The sequence below is a fragment of the Acinetobacter sp. F-1 genome (genome assembly GCF_022869025.1).
Lineage (GTDB): Bacteria > Pseudomonadota > Gammaproteobacteria > Pseudomonadales > Moraxellaceae > Acinetobacter > Acinetobacter pseudolwoffii.
Window position 1 is genome coordinate 345,159 of record NZ_JAJKFX010000001.1, and the last position, 18,866, is coordinate 364,024.

At 42.7% G+C, this 18,866-nt stretch carries 16 protein-coding genes and 1 tRNA gene; 10 read left to right on the forward strand and 7 right to left on the reverse strand.

Annotated features, from left to right (window positions below; genetic code table 11):
- Positions 1 to 54 precede the first annotated feature (54 nt).
- On the reverse strand, positions 55 to 1,098 hold the full coding sequence (locus tag LOZ91_RS01715) for a molecular chaperone DnaJ (protein ID WP_244782559.1): 1,044 nt from the start codon (positions 1,096 to 1,098) through the stop codon (positions 55 to 57).
- A 162-nt stretch (positions 1,099 to 1,260) separates the two neighbouring features.
- On the opposite strand from LOZ91_RS01715, the gene LOZ91_RS01720 reads away from it, so the two are divergent.
- The gene (locus LOZ91_RS01720) at positions 1,261 to 1,797 is read left to right on the forward strand and encodes a hypothetical protein (RefSeq protein WP_244782560.1); all 537 of its coding nucleotides are present in this window, start codon (positions 1,261 to 1,263) and stop codon (positions 1,795 to 1,797) included.
- A 50-nt stretch (positions 1,798 to 1,847) separates the two neighbouring features.
- On the opposite strand, the gene LOZ91_RS01725 is transcribed toward LOZ91_RS01720, so the two are convergent.
- Positions 1,848 to 2,564, reverse strand: a complete 717-nt coding sequence (locus LOZ91_RS01725) for a carbonic anhydrase family protein (protein WP_244782561.1) — start codon at positions 2,562 to 2,564, stop codon at positions 1,848 to 1,850.
- 445 nt (positions 2,565 to 3,009) lie between these two features.
- Here LOZ91_RS01725 and LOZ91_RS01730 point away from each other — a divergent pair, with 445 nt between their 5' ends.
- A complete protein-coding gene (locus tag LOZ91_RS01730; protein ID WP_244782562.1) occupies positions 3,010 to 3,687 on the forward strand; it encodes a YetF domain-containing protein in 678 nt (225 codons plus the stop codon).
- A gap of 1 nt (position 3,688) precedes the next feature.
- On the opposite strand, the gene LOZ91_RS01735 is transcribed toward LOZ91_RS01730, so the two are convergent.
- The 3 genes from LOZ91_RS01735 to LOZ91_RS01745 all read right to left on the reverse strand — a co-directional run bounded on the left by LOZ91_RS01735 (position 3,689) and on the right by LOZ91_RS01745 (position 7,458).
- On the reverse strand, positions 3,689 to 4,390 hold the full coding sequence (locus LOZ91_RS01735; RefSeq protein ID WP_244782563.1) for an HAD family hydrolase: 702 nt from the start codon (positions 4,388 to 4,390) through the stop codon (positions 3,689 to 3,691).
- 199 nt (positions 4,391 to 4,589) lie between these two features.
- A complete protein-coding gene (locus LOZ91_RS01740) occupies positions 4,590 to 5,855 on the reverse strand; it encodes a DcaP family trimeric outer membrane transporter (protein ID WP_244782564.1) in 1,266 nt (421 codons plus the stop codon).
- Positions 5,856 to 6,201: 346 nt separating this feature from the next.
- Positions 6,202 to 7,458 (reverse strand): MFS transporter, encoded by a 1,257-nt coding sequence (locus LOZ91_RS01745; protein ID WP_244782565.1) that lies wholly within the window; start codon positions 7,456 to 7,458, stop codon positions 6,202 to 6,204.
- Between the two features lie 132 nt (positions 7,459 to 7,590).
- On the opposite strand from LOZ91_RS01745, the gene LOZ91_RS01750 reads away from it, so the two are divergent.
- From LOZ91_RS01750 to putP, 5 genes are all read left to right on the forward strand, one after another.
- The gene (locus tag LOZ91_RS01750; RefSeq protein WP_244782566.1) at positions 7,591 to 8,220 is read left to right on the forward strand and encodes a 1-acyl-sn-glycerol-3-phosphate acyltransferase; all 630 of its coding nucleotides are present in this window, start codon (positions 7,591 to 7,593) and stop codon (positions 8,218 to 8,220) included.
- Between the two features lie 63 nt (positions 8,221 to 8,283).
- The gene (locus LOZ91_RS01755) at positions 8,284 to 9,201 is read left to right on the forward strand and encodes a patatin-like phospholipase family protein (RefSeq protein ID WP_244782567.1); all 918 of its coding nucleotides are present in this window, start codon (positions 8,284 to 8,286) and stop codon (positions 9,199 to 9,201) included.
- 98 nt (positions 9,202 to 9,299) lie between these two features.
- Positions 9,300 to 9,782 carry an NfeD family protein gene (locus tag LOZ91_RS01760; RefSeq protein WP_005096200.1) on the forward strand — a complete coding sequence of 161 codons (483 nt, stop codon included), beginning with the start codon at positions 9,300 to 9,302 and terminating at the stop codon, positions 9,780 to 9,782.
- 3 nt (positions 9,783 to 9,785) lie between these two features.
- On the forward strand, positions 9,786 to 10,643 hold the full coding sequence (locus tag LOZ91_RS01765) for an SPFH domain-containing protein (protein ID WP_005096199.1): 858 nt from the start codon (positions 9,786 to 9,788) through the stop codon (positions 10,641 to 10,643).
- 213 nt (positions 10,644 to 10,856) lie between these two features.
- Complete coding sequence (gene putP / locus LOZ91_RS01770) at positions 10,857 to 12,347, forward strand: sodium/proline symporter PutP (RefSeq protein ID WP_244782568.1); 1,491 nt, start codon at positions 10,857 to 10,859, stop codon at positions 12,345 to 12,347.
- A gap of 92 nt (positions 12,348 to 12,439) precedes the next feature.
- Here the strand turns inward: putP and LOZ91_RS01775 are convergent, their stop codons facing one another.
- Both LOZ91_RS01775 and prpF read right to left on the reverse strand, forming a co-directional pair.
- The gene (locus tag LOZ91_RS01775; RefSeq protein WP_074383117.1) at positions 12,440 to 13,348 is read right to left on the reverse strand and encodes a farnesyl diphosphate synthase; all 909 of its coding nucleotides are present in this window, start codon (positions 13,346 to 13,348) and stop codon (positions 12,440 to 12,442) included.
- Between the two features lie 522 nt (positions 13,349 to 13,870).
- A complete protein-coding gene (gene prpF, locus LOZ91_RS01780; protein WP_244782569.1) occupies positions 13,871 to 15,061 on the reverse strand; it encodes a 2-methylaconitate cis-trans isomerase PrpF in 1,191 nt (396 codons plus the stop codon).
- Positions 15,062 to 15,394: 333 nt separating this feature from the next.
- Between prpF and LOZ91_RS01785 the strand changes: the two genes are divergently transcribed.
- The 3 genes from LOZ91_RS01785 (at position 15,395) to LOZ91_RS01795 (ending at position 18,799) form a co-directional block, all read left to right on the forward strand.
- Positions 15,395 to 16,750: an amino acid permease gene (locus LOZ91_RS01785; protein WP_244782570.1), complete on the forward strand. Its 1,356-nt coding sequence runs from the start codon at positions 15,395 to 15,397 to the stop codon at positions 16,748 to 16,750.
- Positions 16,751 to 16,838: 88 nt separating this feature from the next.
- Positions 16,839 to 16,914, forward strand: a tRNA-Arg gene (locus tag LOZ91_RS01790).
- Between the two features lie 337 nt (positions 16,915 to 17,251).
- Positions 17,252 to 18,799, forward strand: a complete 1,548-nt coding sequence (locus LOZ91_RS01795) for an outer membrane protein transport protein (protein ID WP_244782571.1) — start codon at positions 17,252 to 17,254, stop codon at positions 18,797 to 18,799.
- The last annotated feature ends 67 nt before the right edge of the window (positions 18,800 to 18,866 follow it).

Sequence of the window (18,866 nt, forward strand, 5' to 3'; positions counted from 1 at the left end):
GAGTATCCTCAGAATATATTCTGAGTGCGCAAGGGAGAGGTACTCCTTGTTAAGTTATAACATCCCATGCCTTAAAAACATCTCCAAGCCACTCACCTTTTTGATATACATCAACCGTTCTTTTTCCACTTTAATCTGCTGTTTGATGGCTGAAGTATCTTCATCAATTTGCTTATACAGGTCAGCAATTTGAACCTTGCCTTTCGACTTTTTCACCGCAATTCTGGTTTTATCCGACCACACCAAAGTCTCAATTAATGCATCAATTTGACCTTGTAATGTCTGACTCTGCGCATCCAGAGCCAGTTGATAAAACTTCAGTTGCTCAGCATTCAAACCTTTTTGTGAAGGATCCCGGTCTTGCTCGATCTGCAGCTGCATTTTCAATAAAGTGAATAAATCCTGCTTTTCATAAGCCGCATTGGCATGTTGCAATAACTCTGTCTTTTTTATTTTTTTTATATCGTTCGATTCACGGTCAGGATGGATGATGGCAGCAATTTTTAAATAGACCGTTTTCAATGACTGCTCTGCCAGTTTTGTAGCCTGCGCCTGTTTTTCCTGCTGACGTTTTAGTCTGGCTTGCTCACGTGCCTGTTGAAAATGTTCAGCATTCCATTCTTCAAAATCATCTGTATCAGTCGGATCTAAACCATTTTGGTCTTCAAAGAATCGTTCTAGTTCATTTGTTTTGTTTTGGCTTTTTCTGAATTGGGCATGTTCATTCAGCTGCTGATAGTAATTATAAATTTCATTGACTTTAATGGCTTGTTGCATCGACATTGCCTGTGAATCTTTTAAGTAAGCGGCAAGGGATTGAATTTTTTCATCCATTACCACGATCTCGGCCTTGGAAAATTCTGCCTCATGCAGATGCTGCCATAACTGTTCAAGCTGCGCGAACAAAACACCATGCAATTCATGATAAACCGGTATGAAAGTTTGCTGTGTATATTGTCGAATCTCTTGTTCAGCCTGCTGCCACTGTGCAAGCTCCAGCTTCTGCTGTTCAATTTTATCAATCAGGCGATCCAGCTTTTTCTGCTGTGGCGAAAGCGCTGTGAATGGCTGAATGATGGTTTTTAAATTGAAAGACATGATATTCAAGATAAGCAGGACAGAGTGCTCAGTTTAACGGTTTTATCGGCCAGATGTATGTCAGTTATCGACACAAATATACACCCTATACCAATAAATTTTGTTTAATATCAATAAATATGGAAATCGCTTCAATCATCACTGGGCTGAAAGGAGATTCAGATGGCGACTCAGGCAGATTTAATCTTTAATCAGGAACTGGCTGCGTGGGTACAAGCGCTGGGGTCTGTGTTTGCAATTTTTGTCGCCATTAGTGTGCCCTTATATTTAAATCATCTGGCGCAAAATCGCGATAACGCCTTACAAGACATGCAAAAACAAAAATTCTTTGTCACGATGCTGCCAACGCTGTATCGCATTCGGCGCTATAGTGCTGACTTTATTGAACAAATGCAGTCACATCAACAAAGTACTCAAAATATCCTGCATACCTTGGAAACTGAATACCTGGAACTGATTCCAGTCTTTTCTAAAGAGCTGCATATATTTGTACACAGTCAAATTTATGACCCAAACCTGAATCAATTGGCATTTGAGCTGTTTCATTCCGAAGAAATTCTGCAACAACATTTATTACAGCCTGAAAACCGGAAGCAGCTCAAGCATCAGGCTTTACTGACTCAACATAGCCAACATATTCATGATGTCAGCCGTCAGCTGATTAAAAAGATTGAAGAGAGCCATCACCTACACTCTTAGATTGCCTGCTTAAAGCAGTATTATGTAGGTGAATGACTCAAATAAAATGATTATTCCACAATCACACGACCATTTAATGGCTGTACCGGACGGTTATTCGGATGCCCCATCAATTTGGAAAATTCAGCGATCTGTTTGGCTGAAGCCTGCTGGATCTCTTTTAGAATCAGCCAGCGCACACCTTCTGAGCAAGGTGGCGTGGTCAAAGAACCACTAAAGCGGTAATAATCCAGATTTTTAGGTAACAACTGATTGACTGGTTGTGGTGTCTTTAACACAACTTTTTCACCCTGCTTTTTCGGCAAACGGTTCCACATGCGTTTTAGCATCTGACTGTCCTGCCCCTGCTCGAACATCATGCCAACTACTGCCAGCTCACCGTCCGCATTGGCATGTACAAAATGGATTTCTAAAGGATAGCTTTTACCTTTAATCAGGTTTTCACTCGGACTATGCAGATGGAACTGTTTCAGCTCAAAACGCTCACCATCCAGTTCCAGTTCTCCCCCTTCGGCAAAATCTACCTGAATGGTATGACCTTTATTTTCAATAGCATGAATCATGGTGTTATAGCTAAATTTAAGCGGTTCCAGTTGCGCTTTTACTGTCCGCTCAATATTAATTGGCGACTGATATACACCATCACAGGCAGCATATTTCTGACTTAAATTTGACCATTTTTCAGGCTGCGTATAGCCCCAACTGGCGTCTGCATAGCCTGTTGTACTCAAACCAAGCACCGTTAAAAATGTGAATATTTTTTTCACAATATTGTCCCTCTTAGAACCGTCATCAAGAATTTTTCATTTATAAAACAATTTTTTAGCTTTATCACTTACTATTTTTCAGGGCACAAACTACAGATTTTTACTCAATTTGGGTGATTCATTTACAATTTTCCAAACACCCAAGCCAACAATAAGCCGCTTAATCAAAATTTATTAATTATATTTCAATGAGATAATTATTCTAATCCATCAAAAAGAATACTTGAAAAATGTGATTTTACTCACAATCAGAATGGTGAATATTTATACAATATTTACATGAAACTTCTATCTTATTTTCGATAATCCCGAGAATAGAATAATAATTAAGATCGTTTTATTTTTTAATAATCTATCGCCTATTCATAAACTTACACAAACACAGCAGTAAATAAACCGGCTGGATTGCTAGACTCGGTGCAACGCATAAAATAGGAGCCGCCGAATGGATTGGGCCTCAATCTTTATTCAGGATACAACTTGGGCATTTGCATCAGAGATTTTGCTGCGTTGTATGTTGATGTACATCATGATTATCCTGTTTTTACGTCTGACAGGAAAACGTGGTGTGCGGCAACTTTCGATCTTTGAAGTTGCGATCATTCTGTCCTTGGGCTCAATTGCCGGCGACCCGATGTTTACTGAAGATATTCCTCTGATTCAGGCTGTTCTGGTCATGTCGGTGATTATCTTGATGTATCGCCTGACCACCTGGCTGATGATGAAATATCAATGGTTTGAAGACCTACTGGAAGGCAAACCAATTTATATCGTGGAAAATGGTGTACTGGTCATCGAAGAGATTAAAAAAGGCAAAATGTCACATGATGAATTCTTTGCCGAAATGCGCCAGCAAGGTGTTGAACATCTCGGTCAGGTGCGTACCGGTTTACTGGAAACTGATGGCAAATTCAGTGTGTTATATTTTAGTGATGATCAGGTGAAATACGGCCTACCGTTATTTCCTAAAACCTGCTCGATCGTCGAACAGGTGCAAGCAGAGCGTTTATATGCCTGTATTTACTGTGGTCAGGTTCAAAACCTGGTCAAAGCGACACAACAATGTCCTCGCTGCGACTCCTCGCAATGGGCTGAAGCGATGAACTGTACGCGTATCACTTAAATTAAACCTGATTCAGCCGTTGTAAATGCGTGAAAATTTCAGGTAATTGCTGAATTTTATATTGAATTTCTTTGGCATCAGGATGAAAACCCTGCATCCACAAGGCATGCATGCCGGCACTCTTAGCTCCCTGTATATCATTCACCGGATGATCGCCAAGATATAAACAATATTCAGGCAGGACATCCAGGCGCGCTGCTGTAATCTGGAAAATTTCTGGCTGTGGTTTGCTAAAACCGACTAAACCCGAACTGATGATTTCCTCGAAATAATCGGCAATGCCCAAACCTCGAATGGTATTTAAACGGGTGTCATGTCCACCATTCGAAACAATTGCCAATTGATAGCCTTGAGATTTTAACTGCTCTAGCACCTGCTTGGCATCCGGCATTTCTACAGCGCAGCGACCAAACTGGCTAAACCAGAACTGTGCCAGCTCATCTATGCTGGGTGGATTTAACCAAGATAGCTCCTGTAATAATGCATAAGCTGCCGAAGCCCCGATGCTGCCATGCGTTAGCAATTCCTTTTTAGGATAACCGCCATTATCGATGCGTCTTACAATCTCGATAATTTTTTCTGGTTCGACCTGTGCAAATGCAGACGCATAATATTCTGCCAGATAGCAGCTATAGGCTTGGGCCGTTAGATCACGATGGGTCAAGGTATTGTCGAGGTCAAATAAAACAGCTTGAATGGTCACATGCAAATCCAAACATAAAATTAAGCTTATGTTAGCAAGTTTCACACAATACACCTCTATTCATCAGCACTAAGCTTGGCATAAAAAGGGATAAACTGTAGCAGCAAGAATTTGCTTGGATATTTATTATTTTTGTCGAATATTTATATAAAAAATCCCACCGATTGGTGGGATTTTTTATTAAGCGTTATATCATCAATTAGAAGCTATATTTGCTCATTAAACCAATACGGTTATCTTTGAATTTATCATTATTAAAGTCTTTACGCTCACCATTGACATACTCAACACCAAACTCAAGTGGTTTAACCGGTGAATACACCAAGTTTAACCACGCTTGTTGTACCTTTTTGTTTGCAGTAGCATTGATGAGGTCTGCATAGTCTGAATCTTTATCAGCAAACAATGCACCATAACCAACTGAGGTTTTTAAGTTAGGTAAAATGCTGTAGGTTAAGCCCGTTTGTACCGCCCAAATTTCATTTTGCTCAATATTGCGGTTATCTTCATCATCTACGAATGCACTGTCGGCATTGGTACCATACAAAATACCGTTCACACCTTTGGTATAGCTAACATCTAGCGTCGCTTTTAAAGGCTCAAGCACTTGATAGGTTGTACCTGCAGCTAGACCCCAACCTGCTTTACGCTTGTTAATGTTTTCATCTTTAGTAACTTCAACTAAAGCACGTGCAGATGCATTGCCTTTTTTGTCATCAAAGTTGTGTGCCAATTTAGCAGTCAATGTTGGTACGCTTGATTTGATGTCTGCAGCAGTTGAGTTTGGCTTTTCTGCAGCCAGGAACAACTGTGTTGCAGGAGATAAATCAAAACCATAACGAATCATTGGTAGACGGGTAGTACCCCCACCGACGTTGGTGCTGAAGTCAATCATAAACGGTGCATGATTTGACAAGAAGGTAGATTGTGTTTGACCAATCAACCAATTTTTATAGGTTAAATATGCTTGACGTACACGGAATGAATCGTTAGTACCTGCAAAATCACTTTCAAGTTTACCGCCAATCTCTGCACCTTCAACATTGGTTTTAAAATCTAAACCTATTCGTGTTGTTTTTGCTGTTGCAACGAACTTGTCATTCGTTTGACCATTGGTTTTTGCAACATCAGAGAAGTCACCTGATGAACCTTCAATGATATAGTTCGCATCACCACGAACGAAACCATATAGCTTCACTTCAGTATCTGATTTTGTACTTAGGGCTTTCGGTGCAGCTGCTGATTGTTGTGGGGTTGCTTTGACTTGTTCTATTTGCACTGCTTGAGTTTGCTGAACTTGTTGCTGCTGTAATACTAATGCTTTTAGTGCTTCAATTTCTTGGCGCAGCTGCTTGATTTCTTTTTGCTCTTGTGTTTCAGCATGTGCAACAGTCCCCAGCATCAATGTTGCTACTGCCACTGCTAATCCTTTAGCTAAAAACTTTCTTGTTAAAACTTGACTCATTACATTCTCCATAGTGAACAAATGTTCACTGGCATTGAAAGTTCGGTGATTTCAACTGAAACCTATACCGTGTGGAATATCTATAATTATGAAATAGCTTGGTTGTGATCCCGAAAGATAACTCACGCAATATATGTCGAGTTAAAAGCTCAGGCATCATGTCACGTATTTGACTGCACTTACATTTTTAACCCTAGCTACACAACAAGCCACTTGAAAACATCAAGAATTTAACAACTTTCGAATCAGTTTGAAATCATTTTTATCTCATACTTTTATCTATAATATGTATTAACCATACTTTTAAAACAGATCGCTTCTTTTTCAGCCAGCTTTCATTCATATTTCATGATGACTGCAATTGTTGATCTATTCTTCCCCAAAATAGGATAGGCAATAAAAGCACTATGCTGATACAGACAATATAGGTTAAATATTTTGCATAGCCTAAATAATCCCCTGCTACCCCACTCAACATATATAAGCCACCACTTACCGTCGCCATAATTGAAACTTGAAAGGTAAAATCAGTCCCCGCCAAATGCTTACGGCTGTATTGCATGATGAGAGTCAGCATGACTACCAACAGCATGGCTGAAACCAGATCTTCTGCTGCATTAATGGTATAGATCAGCCAGTTTTCGACCTTAAGCTGGGCTTCATATTGTGCTGCCAGCCAGGCATAAGCAATTAAAGTCAGTATTTTGAGCACCGAAAAAGACATTAAACAATAACGACGTGAAAAGAACTTCAGGCAATAGCCTGCCAGACCTGCTCCGATCAGGGCAGCACCTGCGCCCAGCATGGTCACGTACATACCAATCTGAGTAAAGTTCAGACCCAGATCGACCATTAAAGGCTTAAGCAAAGGGCCAGATAGCCCATCTGCGACTTTAAATGTCAGCAAGACCAGTAACCAGCAGCGCAGGCTTGGATGCGTATAAAAATACCGAAAATAGGCTTTGATTGTGAATCGAGTGGAAGTAGTAATTTGCTCAGACGCGACCGAGTGATGCTGTGGCTCTTTAAATTTTAAAACAGGCAGTGTATTTAGAAAAACCAGTGCAGCCAAAAGTAGAAAAGTGCTTTGCCATTGCAACAGGTCTAAAAACAGTAAAATAGCACCACCACCGACAATAAACCCCAAACGTGATCCAATCACCTGAAAGGTATTACCCCAATGCTGCTGTTCATTTTTCAGAATATTGACGGCCAGTGCATCGGTAGCAATATCCTGTGTCGCCCCTACGCCATTCATAAACAGTAATGCCATAAAAAAGGCCAACAGATAGACCGGCTGATCCAGAGCCTGAATGGGTAAAAAGGACAAGGCAATCAGTACCACGACAGAAAGCAATTGCAGCGGAATAATCCAGCTTCGATAATGTCCGATAGAACCAGAACCGAAGCGGTCGACCAATGGCGCCCAAAACACCTTGATTGACCAGGGGAGCATAAGCAGCCCAAAGCCACCGATCTGGGCCAGAGAAACCCCTTCCGCCCGTAAAATCACTGGCAAAGCATGGGTCATAAATCCGACCGGCAGCCCCTGTGCCCAATACAGGGAAAATAACAAAATGTAGCTATTCCGCATATTCGGCATGCTGGGTCCTTAATCGGCAAAACAGTCAGAAATCATTCAACAAGCTGGACATTTTGCCAATGAAAAACATCAAGTAAAAGCCTAATATCATTAAAAATAAAGAAAAATATGTTTCAGGAAGAGACTTTTATCATGACTACAAAGCACTTTCCAGTACTGCCACCTCTGGTTCCCGGTCGGGGCAGTCGACTCAGCCGTTATTTTTTTAAACGGATTTTTTTAGCCCAAGGCTGGCAGCTCGAAGGCGAATTTCCTGATTTACCTAAAGCTGTTGCAATTATTTCTCCGCATACCTCGAATATTGATGCCTGGCATGGTTTTGTTGCGCTCTTAGCTATCGGGTTAAAGGTCACTATTTTTGGTAAAGACAGCCTGTTCCACACGCCGTTAAAGCCATTACTCGAATGGATCGGTGTGATTCCGGTGGTTCGGGACAGCCCACAAGGTCATACCCAGCAGATCGTGGAAATCATCCGGCAAAAACCCCAGATCTGGATCGGCATGGCACCTGAGGGTTCGCGTAAAGCGCCAGAGAAAATCCGCAGTGGCTTTTATCATATTGCCAAGCAGGCTGGCTTGCCCATTGTGATGCTGGCGTTTGATTATGATATTAAGACTATTCATATTCTGGGAGTGTATCAACCTACAGACAATTATGAACATGATTTGGCTCAGATTTATGCCCATTATCAAGGCAAGATCTCGGCAAAAAATCCGCAGTGGATTGCCAGACCGTTACAAAAGCTGTTGAAAAAAGACTAGGCAAAATCCTGTTTTTTTGCTCTGATAGCTTATATTTTGATGATTTAGTGATCATTTTCTACAATGAAATTAGCTTCTTATGCTCTGATTGGCTGTCTTGGCCTCAGTCTGGCTGCCTGTGATAAAGCCAGTAAAACCACACCGACTCCTACCCCGCTTCAAGCTCGCGAGCCCGTAATTGCAATTGCGCTGGGGGGTGGCGGTGCCAAAGGCTTTGCCCATATTGGCGTGATTAAGGTGCTGGAATCGCACGGCATTAAACCGAAAATTGTTACAGGCACCAGTGCCGGCAGTTTTGTCGGCAGTCTGTATGCCAGTGGCAAATCGCCTTATCAGTTACAGCAAATTGCCTTGAACTTTAAGGAATCGGACATCCGTGATTTAACCTTGAACCGGCAAGGAATTATTGCCGGACAAAAGTTACAGGATTTCGTCAATAAAAATGTGGCAAATAAACCGATTGAACAGTTCCCAATCCGATTTGCTGCGGTGGCGACCCGTCTGGACACTGGACGCAAGGCAGATTTTATTAAAGGCAATGCCGGACAGGCGGTACGCGCCTCTTGCAGTATTCCCAATGTATTTGTCCCGGCCACGATTGGTGGTCTGAAATATGTCGATGGTGGGCTGGTCAGTCCGATTCCGGTGAAAACTGCCAGGGATATGGGTGCCGATCTGGTGATTGCAGTGGATATTTCTGCACGTCCTGACAGCAACAAAGCTGTAAATATGTGGGGTCTGCTGGATCAGACCATTAATATTATGGGCCAGCAAAGTATTAATGAAGAACTGAAGCAGGCCAATGTCGTGATTCAGCCCAAAGTGGGTCATATCGGTACTCTGGATTTAAAGGCCAGCAATGAGACCATCCTCGAAGGTGAAAAAGCCACGCAATTGAAAATTCGTGCCATCCAGAAAATGATTACTGATTTCAAACAGTCTCCTGCCGCATTTAAACCGGCACCTGCTGCGAAATTCTAAGGTACGAATTTTTTATATTCATCTGAACCGGCATCTGTTACATTGGGCTTAATCACATAATGATGATTAATTAAACACTTAGCGATATAGGTCACGATATGGAATTTGTTATTGAACCCTGGCACTGGTTTGTATTAGGCGTTTTGCTGATTCTTTCGGAATTGCTTCTACCCGCTTTTGCTGCCCTGTGGTTTGGTATCGGCGCCATTTTAGTGGGCATTTTATACTGGATGTTCCCGATGATGGGACTGACCACCCAGATCCTGACCTGGATTGCTCTATCCATCCTCTGTACGCTGGCATGGTTTAAATTTATCAAGCCACTTTCGATTGATAAAACCAAAGCTGGTCTGTCTCGTGAAGCGACGATTGGCCAGATTGGTATGGTCATTCAAACCAATCTGGAAAATGAACAAATCAGAGTACGTTTCCCGATGCCGGTTTTAGGCTCAGATGAATGGGAATGTCGTACTCTGGATCAGGTTCAGGTCGGTGACCGTGTTCGCGTCGTGGATATTCTGGGGAATGATCTGGTGGTTCAACCCCACAGCACACATTATCAAAATGAAAAAGGTGAATAAGATATGTCTGGTGGAACTATAATTGTTATCGCATTTTTGGCCTTTGTGGCGATTACGATTTTTAAAGGGGTACGTATTGTCCCGCAAGGTTATAAATGGATCGCACAACGCTTGGGCAAATACCATACGACGCTGAATCCGGGTCTGAATTTTGTCATTCCGTATATTGATGAAGTGGCTTATAAAGTCACCACCAAAGATATTGTGCTGGATATTCCTTCACAGGAAGTGATTACCCGTGATAATGCCGTGTTACTCATGAATGCGGTGGCCTATATCAACCTGACCACACCTGAAAAAGCGGTCTACGGCATTGAAAACTATTCTTGGGCAATTCAAAACCTGGTACAAACCTCATTACGTTCGATTGTCGGTGAAATGGATCTGGATGATGCCCTGTCATCACGTGATCATATTAAAGCACGTTTAAAATCCAGTATTTCCGATGATATCTCGGACTGGGGTATCACGCTTAAAACCGTTGAAATTCAGGATATTAAACCTTCAGTCACCATGCAAACCGCGATGGAAGAACAGGCCGCTGCTGAACGTCAACGTCGTGCGACCGTGACCAAAGCTGATGGTGAAAAACAGGCTGCCATTCTGGAAGCGGATGGTCGTCTGGAAGCATCGCGCCGTGATGCAGAAGCACAGGTGGTTCTGGCTGAATCTTCACAACGTGCGATTGATATGGTGACTTCGGCAATTGGTAGTAATGAAATTCCGGTTGCCTATTTACTCGGTGAGCAATATATCAAGGCCATGCAAGATATGGCCAAATCACCGAATGCCAAAACGGTGGTCTTGCCTGCAGACGTGCTGAACACGATTCGAGGCGTGATGGGTCGTCCGCCTCAGTAAAAATTTTCATTTTCAAATCCATAGGCAGCGTATTCGCTGCCTATTTTTCGTTTAAACACGAAAATCTCAGCAAAGATTTGGAATTTATGCTTAAATTTCGCGTTATTTTTTGAAATCCTTTGGGCTTTGATGCCAGATCTGTGTTTCGCCACAGCATTTATCATCAAGATAAGTCCTTATTCGATTACTGTCCAACTCGAAAATGGATACCGTATGAGCTCCCTAAATCCAACGTTAATTACCTTTCTTTTTTATATTGTCGCCATGGTGGTGATCGGCCTGATGGCTTATCGTGCGACCACAAACTTTTCCGATTACATTTTAGGGGGCCGTCGTTTAGGTAGTTTTGTTACTGCACTTTCCGCTGGAGCTTCCGATATGAGTGGCTGGCTGCTGATGGGCCTGCCCGGTGCAATTTATCTTTCCGGTTTGTCGGAAATGTGGATTGCCATTGGCCTGATTATTGGTGCCTGGCTCAACTGGTTACTGGTCGCTGGCCGTCTGCGGGTACATACCGAAGTTCAGCACAATGCCCTGACCCTGCCAGATTATTTTTCTAACCGCTTTAATGACCAGAAAAAAATCCTGCGTATTGTTTCGGCTTTCGTGATTCTGATTTTCTTTGCGATTTACTGCGCTTCAGGCATGGTGGCCGGTGCGCGCCTGTTCGAAAGCATGTTTGGCATGTCTTATACGACGGCACTGTGGATCAGTGCCATTGCCACCATCAGCTATGTATTTATTGGCGGTTTCCTCGCGGTCAGCTGGACTGACACGATTCAGGCCGGCCTGATGATCTTTGCGCTGTTGCTTACCCCAATTGTGACCCTGCTGACCTTCTCCGACATGTCTCAAGTCACCTTGGCGCTTGAAGCGGCACGTCCACAGGCCATGAGCCTGGTCGGTGACTTAAGTACGGTGGCCATCCTGTCTCTTATGGCTTGGGGCCTGGGTTATTTTGGTCAGCCACATATTCTGGTGCGCTTTATGGCAGCAGATTCAGTCAAGTCAATTCCAAATGCACGCCGTATCGGCATGACCTGGATGATTCTCTGCCTCGGTGGTGCCGTGGCTGCCGGCTTCTTTGGTATTGCCTATTTCCAGCAACATCCGGAACTGGCCAGTGTGGTGAATGCCAATCCTGAAACTGTATTTATGGAATTGACCAAAATTCTGTTCAACCCATGGATTGCCGGTATTGTCCTGGCTGCGATTTTGGCTGCGGTAATGAGTACTTTAAGCTGTCAGCTTCTAGTCTGCTCAAGTACGCTGACAGAGGATTTTTATAAATCCTTCCTGCGCAAAAATGCATCTCAAAAAGAACTGGTTTGGGTTGGCCGTTTTATGGTGCTGCTGATTGCCCTGCTGGCAATCTGGATGGCGGGTAATCCTGAATCGAAAGTGCTGGGTCTGGTCGCTTATGCCTGGGCCGGTTTTGGTGCTGCATTTGGCCCGCTGATCATTCTGTCCCTGTTCTGGAAACGCATGACTTTGAATGGTGCCTTGGCAGGTATGATTATGGGTGCAGTGATGGTGATTTTATGGAAAAACCTGTTCGCAGCAACAGGTGTCTATGAAATTATCCCGGGCTTTATCTGCTCATTCATTGCCATCATTGTAGTGAGCTTGATGGGTAAAGTACCTACGGCTGAAATTACCGATCGTTTTGAACAGGCTGAACGTCTGTATAACGAAACCAAATAAAATTAACGATCAAAAAAAGCGGACTTTAAAATCCGCTTTTTTAATACCTGAACAATCACTCAAAATAAAAACAATGAACAGATTCAAGCATTTTAATTTTTACGCTGAAGTAAAAACTGGGTGATAGAGATCAGCTCTGCCGCCTGATCATCAAAATGAGCAAGTGCGGCTAAGGCCTGATCATGCAATTGCTGTGCATAGGCTTTGGCCTGTTCCAGCCCCATCAAGGCAGGATATGTCGATTTTTCTACCTGCTCATCCTTGCCAGCTGTTTTACCCAACACTTCGGTATCAGAAATAATATCCAGAATATCGTCCTGCACCTGGAAGGCCAGACCAATCGCCTGTCCAAACTCACGCAGTTTTGGAATCGCCAGATCTGTACCTTCAAAGATTGTGACCGCCGCCATCATGATCGCAGCACTCATCAAGGCACCGGTTTTATTACGATGAATGGTTTCTAATACTTCCTGATCAATTTTTTTGCCTTCGGACTGCAAATCCAACACCTGACCATTGACCATTTTCGAAGAGGCTGTGGCCAGAATCTGCATTTGTTTTAGCACAATCGAAGCATCTACCGCAGGACCTTGATCAAACAGACGACTGCCTAAAATTTCAAAGGCCATCGACTGTAGAATATCACCTGCCAAAAGCGCGGTATCTTCACCATAAGCCACATGACAGGTCGGCTGACCACGGCGCAGCAAATCATTGTCCATACACGGCAGATCATCATGTGCCAGTGAATAACAATGGATAAATTCAATCGCAACCGCCGCACGGCGTACCGCCGCGGTATTCTGATTCGGTTTCAGTGCTGCTGTGGCATAGCATAATGCTGGACGAACACGCTTCCCTCCCAGCATCACGGCATGATGCACCGCCGACTTTAAAGGTTCAGGAATGGCAAAGGCATCTAGGGCTGTCAGTAAATCTTGTTGAATACGATGTTGTGCTTGAGTCAATGCATGGATTGATACGTCAGTAATAGATGACACATTTGCCTCGAATACATAGTCCGGAAGGATGAAAATAACAAGTTTGAGCCACTTGTCCTGATAAGCACTATTGTACCTACAATCGCCTTGAATTTTCAGCTTTATCTGTGGATTGATTTAAAGCAGCAATAGATATCAAAATATGTTCCGCCGATAAAACCACTGCCGCGACAGCGCTACTGTCCCAGAGTTGAAGTGCTTGGATTTATCAAGTGCCTGTGGCAGGGATGCCACACATTACCCATCACCACAGGACGTCGTGTATGGGCAATAAGAGACCTTTGCCTACCTTGGGTCTTTCCAAAGTAGGATTTCACCTGCACAAATCCATTTAAACTTTTAAAGGAAAGATGAGGCTGGACAATATCTACCTCTAAATATAAACAAGTTTAGATATTTAAACGTATTCTCTGATAGCTTTTATTACTTCCTACCATGCCAACGATAGCTGAGTCAAAATTTTGGCCAGTAATGGTCACAACAGTAATTTTCTCAGGCTAAATAATGGGTAGGTAAATCAAACTAGAGCAAAACATCTTCAGGAACGCGTACCCAACCTTCCATCAACACACGTGCACTGCGACTCATGATGGCTTTTTTCACTTTCCACTCTCCATTTTCCTGACTTGCTTGTGCGCCTACTCTTAAAGTCCCCGAAGGATGGCCAAAACGCACGGCTTCACGCTCTACACCGCCTGCCACCCGATTCACCAGAGTCCCCGGAATGGCTGCCGCCGTACCAATTGCCACCGCAGCTGTGCCCATCATGGCATGATGCAGTTTCCCCATAGACAAGGCACGAACCAGAATATCGGCATCTGCTTCGGCAACCACCTTGCCACTTGATGAGGTATAAGTTTTGGATGGCGCTACAAAAGCGATTTTTGGGGTGTGCTGACGGTTAGCTGCTTCGCTAATGTCCTGAATCAATCCCATCTGCTTCGCAGCATAAGCACGAATGGTTTCAAACTTTGCCAGCGCTGCCGCATCATTATTCATATGATCCTGAAGCTCGGTGCCGTTATACCCCAAATCTCCCGCATTCAAAAACACGGTGGGAATGCCGGCATTAATCATGGTGACTTCAAAACTGCCAATATTGGGAACTTCCAGCGTATCGACCAGATTACCTGTCGGAAACATCGAACCGCCTTCGCCATCATCATCGGCAGGATCTAAAAACTCGATCTGTACTTCGGCTGCCGGAAAAGTCACACCATCCAGTTCAAAATCGCCCAACTCCTGAACTTGACCATTTCGCATTGGTACATGCGCAATAATGGTTTTTTGAATATTGGCCTGCCAGATGCGGACTGTACACAGCCCATTTTCCGGAATACGTGATCTATCAATCAGATCATTAGAAATGGCAAAAGCTCCCACTGCTGCGGTGAGATTACCGCAATTACCACTCCAGTCCACAAAAGGACGGTCAATTGCCACCTGACCAAATAAATAATCTACATCATGATCGGCCTGCTGGCTTTTTGACAGAATCACGGTCTTGCTGGTGCTTGAACTGGCGCCGCCCATACCATCGATCTGTTTAGCATAAGGATCTGGGCTACCAATCACGCGCAGCAGAAGCTGATCACGAATCCGGCCGGCCTGTTGTGCTTCTGCGGGCAAATCATGCAGCTTAAAAAAAACGCCTTTACTGGTGCCTCCACGCATATAGGTTGCAGGAATCTTGATTTGGGCTGCAAAACTCATGAATTGTTTCATCCTTTGGCTTGTCTTTGTTTTGGTAAAAGTTATGGAATACTTATGAGAAGAGTATAATCGCTTTAAAGCCAAGGAAGTTCAGTGTTCCGACCTAAGTATAAAAAATCAGCATTCGTATCAGAGCAAAAAAACAGGAAACTCATCAGTTACAATGTCAATAAAATTAATATATTGATTCAGTTATCTTTTATTTAATTTATTTTTATAATTTTTTATTATAAATCTGATAATAATATTTCATTCAAAGTCTTGCACTAGGTTTCTGAACTTTGTTCCATTACAATCTTTATACTTATTTTTTCCATTGTCGGGCTGAACACTTTGAATAACGAGTCTTCACAACTTCAGCGTGGCTTAAAGAACCGTCATATTCAGTTGATCGCCATGGGCGGTGCAATTGGCACAGGCTTATTCTTAGGTTCCGCACAGGTGATCCAATCTGCGGGTCCTTCTATTATTTTGGGCTATGCCATTGGTGGCTTGATTGCATTTTTAATCATGCGTCAATTGGGTGAGATGATTGTTCATGAACCTGTCGCAGGTTCATTCAGCCATTTTGCTTATAAATACTGGGGCAAGTTCCCCGGTTTCCTTGCGGGCTGGAACTACTGGATTTTATATATCCTGGTGGCCATGACCGAACTTACTGCCGTTGCGAAATATATTAACTATTGGTGGCCTTTTATTCCAGCTTGGGCATCGGTACTGTTTTTCTTTATCGTGATTACCCTGGTCAACCTCGGCAATGTGAAATTCTACGGTGAATCAGAATTCTGGCTTTCAATCATTAAAGTGACTGCAGTTATCTCGATGATTGTCTTCGGTTTATATCTAATCTTGACTGCAGATGCTTCCTCGACTGCGTCTTTCAGTAATTTATGGACTGCAGGTGGTTTCTTCCCGAATGGCTTTGAAGGTCTGTTCTTCATGCTGGCCTTCCTGATGTTTGCCTTCGGTGGGATTGAACTGATCGGTATGGCAGCAGCAGAAGCTGAAAATCCAGAGAAGACCATTCCGAAAGCGATTAATCAGGTGGTGTTCCGTATCCTGATTTTCTATGTGGGTGCATTGACGATTCTGTTATCACTGGTGCCTTGGAATCAGCTTGAGCTAGGTGGTCTGGATAAAAGTCCATTTGTAATGATTTTCAGTCAACTGGGCATTGGCTGGGCAGCACACTTACTGAACTTTATTATTTTAACGGCTGCACTGTCTGTCTATAACAGCGGTATGTATGCCAATAGCCGTATGCTCTATGGTCTGGCTCAGCAAGGAAATGCACCTAAAGTCTTCATGCAAGTGAATAAACAAGGTACTCCGATTCCTGCGGTATTGTTTTCTGCCGCGCTGATTTTCGGTTGTGTATTACTTAACTACTTTGTTCCTGAAGATGCATTAAGCCACTTGATTTATATTGTGGTCGGTGCGTTAGTGTTGAACTGGGCGATGATTACGCTGACCCATCTCAAATTCATTCAGAGCATGAAGAAGCTCGGCCAAAAGACTTCCTTCCCTGCGCTGTGGTCTCCGGCGGGTAATATTTTGGTTCTTGGTTTTATTTTCACGATTCTTTACATCATGTGGACGCAAGGATTCCAAGAATCAGTATACATGCTGCCGATCTGGATCGTAGTCATGTTAGGTTTGTTTAAGTTACTTAAGCCTAAAAATACCTAGACAACTCCTGTAGCTATGAGTCCTTAAAAGTTATTGCTTCGGCAATAACTTTTTTTTGTATTTTTTACAGTACAATAGCCTTCTTTTCGCGCCCTTAGCTTAACTGGATAGAGCAGTTGCCTCCTAAGCGACCGACGTGGGTTCGAGTCCCGCAGGGCGCACCATCCTTTCAAAATGTGATCTATACTTCAAAAAATTAGCGTTAATCTTCATATTTTTAGAATATTTTTTATACAAAAAATCATTTTTTCTTCATTATTTTATTTCTTTTACTTTCAAATACTTATTTCAAAATTAGGCTATTTTTTGGTGTAAAAACTCTATTTTGATGCTTTTTTAGACTAATTAGTTTTTTCTAGAGCATTTACTCTTATTTTAATTGTGCTATTTTTGTCACATGGAGTAACAAATGATTGCGGATAAATACCCGAAATCTCCAAGAATTTAATAAGTGCAAACAACAACGCCAGATATAAATTTGTACCTCAAGGAAAGACGTAAATGAAATTAAAAACATTAACTACTGCAATGATTCTCGCAACTGTACCAATGACGGGTGCATTTGCAGCAGCTCTAGATCGTTCAGGCCAATCTATTGCAGCCTTCCTGCAACCGGGTAACTATTTTGAAGCAGGTATTTCTGTTCTAGACCCATCTGTATCTGGTAAAGAAGCTGGAACAAGTGATACTCGCCGTAATATTAGTGATATGGCGGGTGATTATTATTTTCCAAGTGCTGCTTTAAAATTTCAGCCAACCAGCAAATTTTCAGTTGGTATTTTATATGACCAACCGTTTGGAGCAGATGCTACCTATACAGGTAATAACGTATTTGTTTCCGATTCTACGAATACAATTTTAGCTCCTGACGCGTTAGCAGATATTCGTGACTCAACTATCGAAACAAATGTAGCCGCAAACCTTCCTGGAGCACTAGCAGCCAACTTGACTGCTGGAGTAAATGGTGAAGTAGCTAGACGTGCAGCTGCTTTAGTTGCAGCAGGCCAGGCACCCACTCAAGCTATTGCAGAGCAAGCTATTCGTGGTACTCCAGGCGCACTTGATGCTATTACGCAAGGCGTAACAAATGCAATTACTCAACAAGTAACTAATACTGTTACTTCAACAGTCGATGCTGGGTTAGCAAATATTAATGGATTACTTGGCACTGGTAACACTAGCGTAGAAGTAGATACTCAAAATTTATCATTTATTGCAGGTTTCCAACCAACTGAGAATTGGAATATTTACGGTGGCGCAGTTTACCAAACGATCAAAGGTAATGTTTCATTACGTGGCCAGGCTTACAGCTTATACAATGGTTACGATGCGTCTATTCCAGAAGATAGCTCTGTAGGTTGGTTAGCCGGTCTTGCTTATCAAATTCCTGAAATTGCATTAAAAGCATCTATTACTTATCGTTCTGAAATTGACCATGATGTTAATGTGAATGAAAGTATTCCAACCTTACCAGCTTTAGCTTTGCTCCCAAATGGGGCCGCAGCAGCAGCAGCTATTGCAGCAGCAAGTGGTGAGACAAAAATTACTACTCCACAGTCTGTAAACCTTGATTTCCAAACAGGTATTATGGCGAATACTGTAGCTTTTGCGAATGTTCGCTGGGTTGAATGGTCTAAATTCTCAATTCAACCTTATAAATTTGGTCTAATATCAGAAGCAGTTGGCCCTATTGTGGATCGCCCAGATGGCTTCAATCTTGTTGAATATGAAGATGATCAAATCTCAGCAACTGTAGGTGTGGGTCGTAAATTTAATGATCTATGGGCTGGTAACGTATCTGTAGGTTGGGACTCTGGTGCAGGTAACCCTGTATCTACACTTGGTCCAACTGAAGGTTATTGGAACGTAGGCTTAGGTCTTCAGTACAGTCCAACACCAGCGACTTTCATCGCGGGTGGTGTTAAATACTTCATGTTAGGTGATGCAAAAGCACAGACAGGTGCACAAGCTGGTGGACCGGAATATGTTGCAGAATTTGAAGATAACAATGCATGGGCATATGGCTTAAAAATGGGTTACCGTTTCTAAGCTCTAATTAAATAAAAAACCACTTTCGAGTGGTTTTTTATTTTTTAACTCTTATTTTATACACTTG

Bases quoted from the DNA above. Each gene is read 5' to 3' on its own strand.
- LOZ91_RS01745 (WP_244782565.1), bottom strand. From the start codon at position 7,458: ATGCCGAATATGCGGAATAGCTACATTTTGTTATTTTCCCTGTATTGG.
- LOZ91_RS01795 (WP_244782571.1), top strand. From the start codon at position 17,252: ATGAAATTAAAAACATTAACTACTGCAATGATTCTCGCAACTGTACCA.
- LOZ91_RS01720 (WP_244782560.1), top strand. From the start codon at position 1,261: ATGGCGACTCAGGCAGATTTAATCTTTAATCAGGAACTGGCTGCGTGG.
- LOZ91_RS01740 (WP_244782564.1), bottom strand. From the start codon at position 5,855: ATGAGTCAAGTTTTAACAAGAAAGTTTTTAGCTAAAGGATTAGCAGTG.
- LOZ91_RS01755 (WP_244782567.1), top strand. From the start codon at position 8,284: ATGAAATTAGCTTCTTATGCTCTGATTGGCTGTCTTGGCCTCAGTCTG.
- prpF (WP_244782569.1), bottom strand. From the start codon at position 15,061: ATGAGTTTTGCAGCCCAAATCAAGATTCCTGCAACCTATATGCGTGGA.
- LOZ91_RS01750 (WP_244782566.1), top strand. From the start codon at position 7,591: ATGACTACAAAGCACTTTCCAGTACTGCCACCTCTGGTTCCCGGTCGG.
- LOZ91_RS01730 (WP_244782562.1), top strand. From the start codon at position 3,010: ATGGATTGGGCCTCAATCTTTATTCAGGATACAACTTGGGCATTTGCA.
- LOZ91_RS01715 (WP_244782559.1), bottom strand. From the start codon at position 1,098: ATGTCTTTCAATTTAAAAACCATCATTCAGCCATTCACAGCGCTTTCG.
- LOZ91_RS01765 (WP_005096199.1), top strand. From the start codon at position 9,786: ATGTCTGGTGGAACTATAATTGTTATCGCATTTTTGGCCTTTGTGGCG.
- putP (WP_244782568.1), top strand. From the start codon at position 10,857: ATGAGCTCCCTAAATCCAACGTTAATTACCTTTCTTTTTTATATTGTC.
- LOZ91_RS01760 (WP_005096200.1), top strand. From the start codon at position 9,300: ATGGAATTTGTTATTGAACCCTGGCACTGGTTTGTATTAGGCGTTTTG.